The organism is Aliamphritea spongicola (assembly GCF_017051665.1).
Taxonomy (GTDB): domain Bacteria; phylum Pseudomonadota; class Gammaproteobacteria; order Pseudomonadales; family Balneatricaceae; genus Amphritea; species Amphritea spongicola.
Genome location: NZ_JAFIDL010000001.1, coordinates 112799 through 125325 on the forward strand (window position 1 = coordinate 112799; position 12527 = coordinate 125325).

General features: G+C 51.7%; 8 protein-coding genes. 5 read left to right on the top strand and 3 right to left on the bottom strand.

Annotated features, from left to right (window positions below; translation table 11 throughout):
• Window positions 1-9: 9 nt before the first annotated feature.
• Window positions 10-885, bottom strand: a complete 876-nt coding sequence (locus tag JYB63_RS00585) for a LysR family transcriptional regulator (RefSeq protein ID WP_205655801.1) — start codon at window positions 883-885, stop codon at window positions 10-12.
• A 261-nt stretch (window positions 886-1146) separates the two neighbouring features.
• Here JYB63_RS00585 and leuC point away from each other — a divergent pair, with 261 nt between their 5' ends.
• The 4 genes from leuC (at window position 1147) to asd (ending at window position 5789) form a co-directional block, all read left to right on the top strand.
• Entirely contained in the window at window positions 1147-2568 is a 1422-nt protein-coding gene (gene leuC, locus JYB63_RS00590) for a 3-isopropylmalate dehydratase large subunit (RefSeq protein WP_205655802.1), read from the top strand.
• Window positions 2569-2580: 12 nt separating this feature from the next.
• Window positions 2581-3228, top strand: coding sequence for a 3-isopropylmalate dehydratase small subunit (gene leuD / locus JYB63_RS00595; RefSeq protein ID WP_205655803.1), 648 nt, complete (start codon window positions 2581-2583; stop codon window positions 3226-3228).
• A 56-nt stretch (window positions 3229-3284) separates the two neighbouring features.
• Window positions 3285-4367, top strand: coding sequence for a 3-isopropylmalate dehydrogenase (leuB, locus tag JYB63_RS00600; RefSeq protein ID WP_205655804.1), 1083 nt, complete (start codon window positions 3285-3287; stop codon window positions 4365-4367).
• Window positions 4368-4676: 309 nt separating this feature from the next.
• Window positions 4677-5789 (top strand): aspartate-semialdehyde dehydrogenase, encoded by a 1113-nt coding sequence (gene asd, locus JYB63_RS00605; protein WP_205655805.1) that lies wholly within the window; start codon window positions 4677-4679, stop codon window positions 5787-5789.
• A gap of 52 nt (window positions 5790-5841) precedes the next feature.
• On the opposite strand, the gene JYB63_RS00610 is transcribed toward asd, so the two are convergent.
• Together JYB63_RS00610 and JYB63_RS00615 are read right to left on the bottom strand one after the other, a co-directional pair.
• Window positions 5842-6726, bottom strand: a complete 885-nt coding sequence (locus tag JYB63_RS00610; RefSeq protein ID WP_205655806.1) for a DMT family transporter — start codon at window positions 6724-6726, stop codon at window positions 5842-5844.
• 26 nt (window positions 6727-6752) lie between these two features.
• Window positions 6753-7214, bottom strand: a complete 462-nt coding sequence (locus JYB63_RS00615) for an Lrp/AsnC family transcriptional regulator (protein WP_205655807.1) — start codon at window positions 7212-7214, stop codon at window positions 6753-6755.
• A gap of 384 nt (window positions 7215-7598) precedes the next feature.
• On the opposite strand from JYB63_RS00615, the gene JYB63_RS00620 reads away from it, so the two are divergent.
• Complete coding sequence (locus JYB63_RS00620) at window positions 7599-12407, top strand: NAD-glutamate dehydrogenase (protein ID WP_205655808.1); 4809 nt, start codon at window positions 7599-7601, stop codon at window positions 12405-12407.
• Window positions 12408-12527: the final 120 nt, after the last annotated feature.

The following is a 12527-nucleotide window of genomic DNA, read 5'->3' on the forward strand; positions in this document are numbered from 1 at the left end:
CAGCGGGGCTTAGGTACCGCTGTTCGCTTCCAGCATTTCAATGAAACGCTGGGCGGCTTTGCTCAGGGTGCGTTCTTTATGACTTATATATCCCAGCTGGCGGCTGACCGGCGGTGCATCAACGTTCAGAACGCTGAGGTCTTTATTGATCATGGTGTCCGGGAGCAGGCTCCAGCCAAGACCGATGGTGACCATCATACGGATGGTGTCCAGATAGTTGGTGGACATAGCTGTTTTCAACCTCAGTTCCGGATGGCTGAACTGCTGGGCGGCAATTTGCCGGGTGAAGGTCGCTGAGCCGGACAGAATCGCATTATAGGCGGTCAGTTCTTCCAGGCTGACGCTGGACTTGCCGGCCAGAGGGTGGTCCGGGCTGACCACATAGCGTAGCGGGTCATCCCAGACTTTTTGTGCATGGATCTGCTTATGGGGCTGGGGGGATAATGTAATAAGGGCCAGTTCAAGGTCGCCTTTCAGTACGCCTTCGTAGGCGATTTCTGAAGCATCAAAGCGCAGGTCCAGATCCACTTCCGGGCATTCTTTGGTGAAACGGCGCAGTACCGGGGGCAGTCTGTGCAGGCTGATATGGTGGCTGGCGGCCATCGACAGGTTACCGCTGACCTGACCCTGCAGGTCGTGCAGCGAGCGTTTGGCATCCTGCAGCTGGCGCAATATCTGCCGGGCCTGGGGCAGCAAAGTGTTGCCAGCTTCTGTGAGGCTGACTTTGCGGCCGATCCGGTCGAACAGTTTGCTGTCCAGTTGCTCTTCCAGCAGGGCGATGCGTTTGCTGATCGCTGACTGGGTCAGAAAAAGCTGTTCAGCCGCCAGAGAAAATGATTCGTTGTCGGCGACGGTGACAAAGGCTTGCAGGCTGTTACTGTCCATAGGCGTTCCGGCAGAAAAAAGATGGTCATGGGATCAGTATTTTCTATTCCTGATTGGAATGCAATCTATAAAAAATATGAATTTGTTTTATCAGAAACCTTGCACTAGGATATGCGCTATCCAAGGAGTCTTTCCCACAGTGCTGGTCCTGAATCAGGGCGTTTTCTGTGCTGTAGAAAAGACTTTTTAAAGCCCGCAGCAGACGGGCAGCAATAACATTATTAGGTTCGGAAGTGAGCCTGATGCCGACAGGAGCTAAAAATGGCTGGCAAGACGTTATATGACAAGTTGTTCGAGCAACATCTGGTCCGCATGAATGAAGACGGCAGTGCGTTAATTTATATTGACCGTCAGGTATTGCACGAGGTGACTTCACCGCAGGCATTTGAAGGGCTGCGCATCGCAGGCCGTCAGCCTTGGCGGATTGATGCGAACATCGCAACCCCGGACCATAACGTACCGACCACGGAACGTTCCGGTGGTGTGGAAGAGATTGTTGATCCGGTTTCCAAGATTCAGGTGAAAACCCTGGATGAGAACTGTGATGATTTCGGCATTCTGGAATTCAAAATGAACGATCAGCGTCAGGGTATCGTTCACGTCATGGCACCTGAGCAGGGTGCTATTTTACCGGGTGTAACCGCCGTTTGCGGTGACTCCCACACAGCAACCCTGGGTGCACTGGGTGCGCTGGCGCACGGTATCGGTACGTCTGAAGTTGAGCACGTTCTGGCAACCCAGTGTCTGATCACCAAGAAAATGAAGAACATGCTGGTTCGCGTTGATGGCGAGCTGGGCATCGGTGTGACGCCTAAGGATGTCATCCTGCACATCATTGGTGTGATTGGCACCGCAGGTGGTACCGGTTATGCGATTGAGTTCGGCGGTGACGTATTCCGCAACATGACGATGGAAGGCCGTATGACGGTCAGTAACATGGCCATTGAAGCCGGTGCCCGTGTAGGTCTGGTGGCGGTTGACCAGACCACGATTGATTACGTTGAAGGCCGTCCGTTTGCGCCGAAAGGTGAGCAGTGGGATGCCGCAGTTACTGCCTGGCAGGATCTGGTGTCTGATGCGGATGCTGAGTTTGATGCAGTGGTTGAAATCAACGCTGCTGATATTGAACCACAGGTTACCTGGGGTACTTCACCGGAAATGGTGGTTGGCGTTTCTGAGCTGGTGCCGAATCCTTCAAATGAAGCGGATCCGGTTAAAGTTGACGGCATTGAGCGTGCACTGAAGTACATGGGGCTGGAGGCGGATCAGAAGATTACGGATATTCAGCTGGACCGTGTGTTTATCGGTTCGTGCACCAACTCCCGGATCGAAGATTTACGGGATGCTGCGAAGGTTGTTGAAGGCCGTAAAGTCGCCGGCAACATTATTCAGGCGCTGGTGGTACCGGGTTCCGGTCTGGTTAAAGAGCAGGCGGAAGCGGAAGGTCTGGATAAGATCTTTACGGAAGCGGGTCTGGAATGGCGTGAGCCTGGTTGCTCTATGTGTCTGGCGATGAACCCGGATAAGTTAGGTGCCGGTGAGCATTGCGCTTCTACCTCTAACCGTAACTTTGAAGGCCGTCAGGGCTTCGGTGGCCGTACCCATCTGGTGAGCCCGGCAATGGCAGCAGCGGCAGCGATTGCAGGTCACTTTGTAGATGTTCGTGAAATGGTTAAGGCATAAGGGGAAGCAATCATGAAAAAGTTTAATCAGCACAGCGGGATTGCCGTACCTTTAGACCGTGCCAACGTTGACACGGATATGATCATCCCGAAGCAGTTTCTGAAGTCTATCAAGCGTTCCGGTTTTGGCCCGAATCTGTTTGATGAGTTGCGTTATCTGGATGAAGGTTTGCCGGATCAGGATTGCAGCGGCCGTCCTGTAAATGAAGAGTTTGTCCTGAACCTGCCCCGTTATAATGGTGCCAGCGTGTTACTGGCCCGGGAAAACTTTGGTTGTGGTTCCAGCCGTGAGCACGCGCCGTGGGCGCTGGATGACTACGGCTTCCGTTCGGTGATTGCACCGAGCTTTGCGGAAATTTTCTACAACAACTGCTTCAAGAACGGTTTATTACCAATCGTCCTGAGCGAAGCAGAGGTTGATCAGCTGTTCACAGAAGTGGCGGCGAACGAAGGTTATGAACTGACAATCGATCTTGAGCGTCAGGTGGTTGTTACCCCGTCCGGTGCGGAAATGTCATTTGAAATCGATGACTTCCGTAAGCACTGCTTACAGAATGGCCTTGATGATATCGGTCTGACGTTACAGCATGCGGACGATATCCGTGCTTATGAAGAGAAGGCCCGTGCGGCAAGCCCGTGGTTGTTTGACGCGATTCGCTAACAGGATTTATAAGCAGCTGAGGTGTCGGCTGCTTTCGATATTAGAAGGGTTTAAGAATGTCTAAGAATGTTTTGATTTTGCCAGGTGACGGCATCGGTCCTGAAATTGTTGCTGAAGCCCGCCGTGTGCTGGAGCTGGTAAATGAGCAGGATAATCTGGCACTGGAGCTGTCTGAAGCGCGTGTAGGCGGTTGTGCGATTGATGCGGACGGTGTACCACTGCCGGAAGCGACACTGAATGCGGCTAAAGATGCCGATGCAATCCTACTGGGTGCCGTGGGTGGCCCGAAGTGGGATACTAATCCTGATTTTCAGATCCGTCCGGAAAAAGGTCTGCTGGGGATCCGTTCTAATCTGGAGTTGTTCGGTAACCTTCGTCCGGCGATTCTGTATCCGCAACTGGCGGATGCCTCTTCCCTGAAGCCTGAGATTGTTGCCGGCCTGGATATTCTGATTGTCCGTGAACTGACTGGCGGTATCTATTTCGGTCAGCCACGGGGTGTGCGCGAGAAGGAAGGTGGTATCCGTGAAGGTTACAACACTTATGTATACGACGAGAATGAAATCCGCCGCATTGGCCGGGTAGCATTCGAAGCGGCCCGTGCCCGTAACAAGCGTCTGTGCTCTGTCGATAAGGCTAACGTACTGGAAGTAACCGTACTGTGGCGTGAAATTATGGATGAGCTGTCCAAAGAATATCCGGATGTTGAACTGAGCCACATGTACGTGGATAACGCTGCCATGCAGCTGGTTCGCGCGCCGAAGCAGTTTGACGTAATGGTGACCGGTAATATGTTCGGTGACATTCTGTCTGATGCGGCGGCAATGCTGACCGGTTCAATCGGTATGCTGCCATCTGCATCTCTGGATGAGAGTGGCAAGGGTATGTATGAGCCATGCCACGGTTCTGCACCGGATATCGCCGGTCAGGGTATTGCGAACCCGCTGGCAACGATTCTGTCTGCGGCAATGATGCTGCGTTACTCCCTGAATGCAGGTGAAACGGCGGACCGTATTGAAGCTGCTGTCAGCACCGTGCTGGATCAGAATCTGCGTACCGCTGATATCTGGTCTGAAGGCATGACTAAAGTAAGCACCAGCGAAATGGGTGATGCGGTTGTAGCTGCGCTGCAGGCATAAAACATCATCTGTGCCTGTTTTCAGGTACAGAAACGGCACCCGTTGCCAGGTTACGACCTTGGTATGAGTGCCGTCTTGACCCGGAGATGGCTTTTGATGGATCTTGATCCGGGTCAGCGTTATGTAAAAGTCGTATGAAGCTATATAGTTTATGTATTAGAAATATTGCATAATACTGAGTTCGCTTACTGCGATTGGGTAAGTAAGTTTCTTCTGTACTTAATAAAACAGAAGGGCAGACAGGCTGGTGTAGCAATACAGGCACCGGCTTTTGTCGTTTTTTAAATCCTTAATTTGGTGATTAATACAATGAAGCGTGTAGGTTTTGTTGGTTGGCGCGGAATGGTTGGTTCTGTGCTGATGCAACGCATGATGGAAGAGCGGGATTTCGATCACATCGAAGAGCCGGTCTTTTTCACGACATCCCAAGTAGGTCAGGCCGGTCCGGATATTGGTAAGACGATTCCGGCGCTGAAAGATGCGACATCCATTGAAGATTTAAAACAGATGGATGCCATTATTTCCTGCCAGGGTGGCGACTACACGAAACAGGTTTATGCTGATCTGCGTAAGGCAGGCTGGCAGGGGTACTGGATTGATGCGGCTTCTTCCCTGCGTATGGAAGATGATGCCATCATCGTCCTTGATCCGGTAAACATGAATGTCATCAAAGATGGTCTGAGCAAAGGCGTAAAGACTTTCGTTGGCGGTAACTGCACCGTATCCCTGATGCTGATGGGCCTGGGCGGCCTGTTCAACGCCGGTCTGATCGAATGGATGACTTCCATGACCTATCAGGCTGCTTCCGGTGGCGGCGCCCGTCACATGCGTGAGCTGATTACTCAGATGGGTATGATCAAAGAGTCTGTGGCGACTGATCTGGCGAATCCTGCCAGCGCAATCCTGGATATCGATCGTCAGGTAGCTGACATCATCCGTGAAGGTCTGCCGACTGATAACTTCGGCGCACCGCTGGCTGGCTCCCTGATCCCGTGGATCGACAGCCCGGTTGATAACGGTCAGAGCCGTGAAGAGTGGAAGGCATACGCGGAAACCAACAAGATTCTGGGGCTGAACGACAGCCCGATCCCAATCGATGGTACCTGTGTACGTATCGGAGCCATGCGTTGTCACAGCCAGGCGTTCACCATCAAGCTGAAGCAGAACGTACCGATGGATGAAATTAACGCCATGCTGGCAGAAGCCAACGACTGGGTTAAGGTTATCCCGAACGAGCGTGATATCACTGCAGCTGAGCTGACGCCTGCGAAAGTGACCGGCACCCTGAGTGTACCTGTAGGTCGTCTGCGTAAGATGAACCTGGGCGATGAGTACCTGAATGCATTCAGCGTGGGTGACCAGCTGTTGTGGGGTGCTGCTGAGCCGCTGCGCCGTATGCTGCGAATCCTGATGCAGGGTTAAGCACTACGGATTAAAAAAACCGCCTTTATGGCGGTTTTTTTGTGGTTTGGATTTATGCCGAAGAGGGACGCTGTCTGATTTGCTGGAGCAGCACGCCGCTGATAATCAGCGCAAAACCGATCAGGGTTGAGTAGAGCACTTCTTCACCCACGACTACCGCCAGCAGTACCAGCGAAATTGGCGGTGCCAGATACACCAGGTTACTGAGCTGGGCGGTATTGGTTGCCAGGCGCAAAGCACTCATCCAGCACAGAAAGGCAAAACTCATCTCGAAAGCACCGATGTAAATACCGCCGGCGATTGCCGCCAGTGGAATATCAGTGAAGCCGTTCTGCCAGAGCATCATGCCGGATAGCATTGGCAGGCTCAGGCCGAAACACAGTAGCAGGGTGATTACCGGGTCATGGGGATATTTGGTGTTCAGAATCCAGTAGCTGGAGAAAAATATTGAACTGCCCAGCCCCAGAGCAACACCTAATGGCTGCTTGAAATCCAGTGCCATCAACTCTCCCTGAGTGGCAATGACCAGTACGCCGGAATAGGCGATGATGATGCTGAACAGGTTTACCCGGGTGAAGGTCTGGCCCAGAAAGGGAACCGCAAGCATGCTCAGCATAACCGCCCAGGTATAATTCAGTGCCTGTGCCTGCTGAGCGGGCAGAATGTCATAAGCCGCAAACAGGATCAGGTAATAGGCGGTTGGATTAAGAAACGCCAGTAACAGAAAAAAGCCTGGAGATTGCTTCAGTAATTGCCAGGCCGGTTGCAGCTTTTGTTGCTTCCAGGCAGCAGCGCCTAAAATCACCACCCCGGTAGCGACTGCCAGCCAGAGCATTTGCAGCGGTGTTACCAGCGACAGGGTCAGCTTAAACGCGCTGGCTACTGTGGACCACATCAGTACGACACACATCGCCAGCAGAAATGCTTTGCGGTTCATGTTTTCTCTTCCTTAAGTGTGCCGGGTTAAACCAGTTTGGCTTCGATATCTTTAACGTCTTCCATGACCACGAAGGTGCTGGTCTGGGTGACAAAGGGTAATGAGGATATCTTTTCGCCCAGTACCGCCCGGTAGGATTCCATGTCGGCGGTACGGACTTTCAGCAGGTAGTCAAAATTAGCGGCAATCATATGGCACTGTTCGATTTCCGGAATGCTCCGTACAGCATCATTAAATGCCTGCAGTGCTTTGGTGCGGGTATCGCTCAGGGATACCTGAACAAAGGCTACGTGTTTGGTGCCAAGTTTCTTCTGATCAACCAGAGCAATGTAACCCAGGATATAGCCCTGATCTTCCAGCCGGCGCATGCGGATCTGGCAGGGAGTCTTTGAAAGGCCAACCCGTGAAGCGAGTTCGGTGATAGTGATCCGGGCGTTTTTTTGCAGTTCACGGAGAATTGCAATGTCTAATTTATCCAAATTGTCCATGTGTAGGCTTCTTTTTATGTTTTTGTAATTCTATGCTGCAATAGCGAAAAGGATACGCCTATATTTTCTCAGATTACAGGGAAAAAGACTTGTTACTTTTTCATATAATTTCCTGCTTTAGTGTCACATGACAAAAATTGTTGGCCGGAAAAAGTCGCTTTTGGTACCAAAGCCGTCGACACAAGGGTGCCAAATCTGATTTTTTTCCTATAAAAGCCAATAAAAACCAAATACTCAGCCTAAGCGTCTTTAATCGTCCAGACGACTTAGGTAGAGTGGCGCTAGGAATAATAATAAAAAAGCTCCGGTTCGGAGATCGCATTTCCTGACCAGGGCTTTAAAGCAAGTTCGCGCGACGTAATTGCTATCTGGAGTCAAAAAAATATGCATCAACTCGCTGGTCTGACCAAGGCACAGATCATGGATCTGTTGACCGAAAAATTATGTGCACAGGTCGATTCATCCCTCGCACAGTCCATTACTCACTATGCTCACCAGTTTTTCAGTGTTTCACCCCCCTCAGATTTGCAGCGCAAATCTCTAGAAGATCTTTACTCTACTGCTTATTCATACTGGCAGGTTATTCAGAACTATGACGGTACCAAGCCGGAAGTGCGGGTGTTTAACCCGGATTTTGAACATTATGGCTGGCACTCAAACCACACAGTTGTACAGATTCATAACGTAGATATGCCATTCCTGGTTGATTCAGTTCGCATGGAACTGAACCGCCGCGAAGTGGCTATTCATAATATCAACAACTGCGTGATGGCGGTTGAACGGGATAAAAAGCATCAGCTGGTCAATGTGACTACGCCTAAAGAGCGCAGTGATGCAGCGCGTATGGAATCGGTGATTTGCCTGGAAATAGACCGGGATTCTGATCCGGCAATGCTGGATGAATTGCGCGACACCCTGGCCAGTGTGCTGGAAGATGTACAGTATGTGGTTCAGGACTTCCGTGAATTGCAGGATCAGGTACAGGTTGTTAAAGAGCAGTTGAAAGAGACCGATGCCAACAACCCGGAAATTAAGGAAGCCCGTAAATTACTCGACTGGATGCTGGATGAACATTTCATCTTCCTGGGTTATGAGAATGTAAGTTACAAGCATGCTGGCGAGAAAGTCACAGAAAACGCCGATGTGAAGAGCCGTCTGGGTATTCGTCGGCTGGCGGCCGATAAGAAGGCCAGCCATGTGCTGACTGACTGTGAGCGTGATTTTGCCTGCAACAGTGATCTGGTTAGCTTCAGTAAAGATACCATCCGTTCCACGGTTCACCGTCCGGCATACCGTGACCTGGTCATCGTTAAACAGTTTGATGCCAAGGGTAAGGTGACCGGTGCGCACCGTTTCTATGGTTTGTACACCTCTTCAGTATTCTTCGCCAAGCCGATGAGTATTCCGATGGTTCGCCGCAAGGTTATTCAGACGCTGTCTGAGTGCGGTTTTGAGCCTGGCGGTCACAGTCATAAGGCGCTGGTACAGCACCTGATTGATATGCCCCGTGAAGAACTGATGCTGGCAAGTGCTCAGGAACTGCAAGACACTGCGATGGGCATCTTTAACCTGCAGGAGCGTCGCAAGGCTTGCCTGTTTGTGCGTCAGGATTCCAGTAAGCGTTTCTATTCATGCCTGTATTACATTCCCCGCGATCTGTACACCACTCAGTTACGTCGCCGGATTCACAAGCTGCTGGTTGACGGTTTCCATGCGCTGGACTCTGAGGTTAACGCCCAGGTATCTGAGTCGATCCTGTCCCGTACCCATTTCGTACTCTATGTGGATCCTGAACAGCAGAAAGATGTTGATATCAAGACCATTGAAGCGCGCATTCTGGAAATGTCCCGTTCATGGCCGGATGATCTGCAGGCCAATCTGATTGAAGCCTTCGGTGAAGAGCAAGGCAGCCGTTATAACACTAATTTCCGCAGTGCATTCCCGTCGTCCTATATGGAGAACTTCTCAACGGGCAATGCTGTATCGGATATCCAGCATCTGGACAGCCTGAGTGATGACCGTCAGATTTCCATGAGCTTCTACCGCTCGTTTGAGGAATCCAGCGGTATCCTGAAGTTCAAGCTTTACAGTGCGAACGAGTCTCTGATTCTGTCCGATGTGATTCCGGTTCTGGAAGATCTGGGGCTGCGGGTACTGAATGAGCATCCGTACCAGATTAAAGCGGCTGACGGTAACACGTACTGGGTGAGTGACTTCCTGGTGAGCTATGGCCAGGAAGATGCGATTGAACTGGAACAGGTTAAGACCATTCTGCAGGACACCTTTATCAGTGTCTGGGAAGGCCGTGCTGCCAGTGATAAATTTAACCGTCTGGTTATCGGCGGTAACCTTGCGTGGCGTGAAGTGGCGATGCTGCGTGCCATCGCCCGTTACATTAAGCAGCTGCGTTTTGGTTATTCCCAGCCGTTTATGGCAGAAGTACTGCACCGGAACATTGCGATTACCCGTCAGCTGACTGAGCTGTTCCATGCCCGTCTGAATCCGGAAAAATCCGGTGACGAAAGCCGTGTTGAAGCCATTGAAGCAAGCATTCTGGAAGCGCTGGAAGGTGTGGCGAGTCTGGATGATGATAAGATTCTGCGCCGCTTCCTGGTGGTGATTCAGGCGATTCTGCGGACTAACTTCTTCCAGATGGCGGAAGACGGTAAGCCGAAGTCTTATTACTCATACAAGATTGATTCCCAGTCGATTCCGGATATCCCTCTGCCTAAGCCTGCATACGAGGTGTATGTCTACTCACCGCGGATGGAAGGTGTACACCTGCGGTTTGGTAAGGTTGCCCGTGGTGGTTTGCGCTGGTCGGACCGTACCGAGGATTACCGTACCGAAGTACTGGGTCTGGTAAAAGCACAGCAGGTGAAGAACTCAGTTATCGTACCGGTGGGTGCGAAGGGCTGCTTTATCTGTAAGAAGATGCCGGTTAACGGTAGCCGTGAAGAGATTCAGGCAGAAGGTATCGAGTGTTACAAACTGTATATCCGCGGCCTGCTGGATATCACCGATAATCTGGTGGGCTCTGATGTGGTGTACCCGCCGCACGTTGTCCGTCGTGATGAAGACGATCCGTATCTGGTAGTTGCAGCGGATAAAGGTACTGCGACTTTCTCTGATATCGCTAACTCGATTTCTGAAGAGTATAACTTCTGGCTGGGGGATGCTTTTGCGTCCGGCGGTAGCCAGGGTTACGACCACAAGGGCATGGGTATTACCGCCCGTGGTGCGTGGGAGTCTGTGAAGCGTCACTTCCGTGAGAAAGATATCAACACCCAGAAAGAAGAGTTCTCGGTGATTGGTATCGGTGACATGGCCGGGGACGTATTCGGTAACGGCATGCTGTTGTCTGAGACCATCAGTCTGGTGGCTGCTTTCAACCATATGCATATCTTTATCGATCCGAATCCGGACGTTGCACCGGCATTTGCCGAGCGTAAGCGGATGTTTGAACTGCCACGTTCTTCCTGGACCGATTACAACGCCAAGCTGATCAGCGAAGGCGGCGGTATTTTTGAGCGCAGTGCGAAGTGGATCAAGATCAGCCCGCAGATGAAAGCGCGCTTTGATATTGAAGAAGACCGTCTGGCGCCGACCGATCTGTTAAACCGCCTGCTGAAAGCGCCGGTGGATATGATCTGGAACGGCGGTATCGGAACCTACGTGAAAGCGACCCAGGAAAGCCATGCTGATGTGGGCGATAAGGCCAACGACAGTCTGCGGGTGAACGGTAATGAGCTGCGCTGTAAGGTGCTGGGTGAAGGCGGTAACTTAGGTTTCACACAGCTGGGCCGGATCGAATTTGGTCTGAACGGCGGTTCTTCCAACACTGACTTCATCGATAACGCGGGTGGCGTAGACTGTTCCGACCATGAGGTAAACATCAAGATCCTGCTGAACGAGCTGGTCAGTCAGGGTGATATGACGGTTAAGCAGCGTAACCAGCTGTTACGTGATATGACCGACGATGTTGCTGATCTGGTACTGAAGAACAACTACCGTCAGGCTCAGGCGCTGAACATTGCTGAACTGCATGCAACCGGTGCGATGGATGATTACATCCGTCTGATCCGCCGTCTGGAGGCAGAAGGTAAGCTGGATCCGCAGCTGGAATTCCTGCCGAGCGAAGATGAGCTGCAGGAGCGTAAAGAGAAAGGGCTGGGCTTCACCCGTCCGGAACTGTCTGTACTGATTTCCTATGCGAAGATCGAGCTGAAGCAGGCGCTGATTAATTCCTGGATCACTGACGACCCAAGCTTCTCCCGTGAAATGGAAACCGCTTTCCCGCAACGTCTGCTGGAAGCCTTCCCTGAAGCGGTACGTAATCACCGTCTGCGCCGTGAAATTACGGCGACTCAGATTGCCAACGATCTGGTTAACCGTATGGGTATTGTTTACGTCAACAACCTGCGTACGGCAACAGGCCTGGATTACAGCGATATTGCTGCGGCGTATATGATTGTTCGTGAGCTTTACGACATCGATACCATGTGGGGTGAAGTTGAGTCTCTGGATTATCAGGTACCATGTGATACTCAGGTCACCATGATGCGTGACATGATTCAGCTGCTGACCCGCGGTAGCCACTGGCTGTTACGTAACCGCCGTGACGGCTTGCGTCTGGAGCCTTGTCTGGAAAGCTACAAAGCAGCAATCGATGATGTGGTTTCCAGTGCTGAGAAGATCAGCAGCACTGTACCGGATAACCGTATGTCTGAACGCTATGAGGATTATAAGACCGCAGGTGTGCCTGAGCGTCTGGCCGCGTTTGCTGCGGCCACAGAAAGCCTCTACTGGTTGCTGGATGTGATCGATGTGGCCTCTGAGCTGGATGAAAGTGTGGAAGTGGTTGCACGGACATACTTCGGTCTGGGTACCCGTCTGAACCTGGTAGGGCTTGACCGTAAGATCCGTGAGTTCAAAGCGGCTAACCACTGGCAGGCACTGGCGAAGAACAGCTACCGTATTGAGCTGGACACCCAGCAACGTGGGCTGACACTCAGTGTGCTGCGCAGCAGTGAATCTGATCAGACAGTTGAAGAGCGTCTGACCCAGTGGAGCGAATCCCATAAGGATCTGCTGACCCGTTGGAACAATACGCTGGCAGACATTGAAAACACCAAGCTGGTGGACTGTGCCATCTTCTCTGTGGCGCTCAGCGTTCTGCTTGAGCTGGCATAACCGGTGTTTCTGATCCGTTGAATCAAAGCCCCTGCTTCGGCAGGGGCTTTTTTGTTTCTGCCGGATATCTGTGATTAAAACAGCTCCAGGTTAGCTAAATGCTTGAATCTGTAGTGGGAA

What these genes read in the sequence shown, in the direction of transcription:
- JYB63_RS00585 (WP_205655801.1), bottom strand. Translation starts at nt 885, where the DNA reads ATGGACAGTAACAGCCTGCAAGCCTTTGTCACCGTCGCCGACAACGAA.
- leuC (WP_205655802.1), top strand. Translation starts at nt 1,147, where the DNA reads ATGGCTGGCAAGACGTTATATGACAAGTTGTTCGAGCAACATCTGGTC.
- leuD (WP_205655803.1), top strand. Translation starts at nt 2,581, where the DNA reads ATGAAAAAGTTTAATCAGCACAGCGGGATTGCCGTACCTTTAGACCGT.
- leuB (WP_205655804.1), top strand. Translation starts at nt 3,285, where the DNA reads ATGTCTAAGAATGTTTTGATTTTGCCAGGTGACGGCATCGGTCCTGAA.
- asd (WP_205655805.1), top strand. Translation starts at nt 4,677, where the DNA reads ATGAAGCGTGTAGGTTTTGTTGGTTGGCGCGGAATGGTTGGTTCTGTG.
- JYB63_RS00610 (WP_205655806.1), bottom strand. Translation starts at nt 6,726, where the DNA reads ATGAACCGCAAAGCATTTCTGCTGGCGATGTGTGTCGTACTGATGTGG.
- JYB63_RS00615 (WP_205655807.1), bottom strand. Translation starts at nt 7,214, where the DNA reads ATGGACAATTTGGATAAATTAGACATTGCAATTCTCCGTGAACTGCAA.
- JYB63_RS00620 (WP_205655808.1), top strand. Translation starts at nt 7,599, where the DNA reads ATGCATCAACTCGCTGGTCTGACCAAGGCACAGATCATGGATCTGTTG.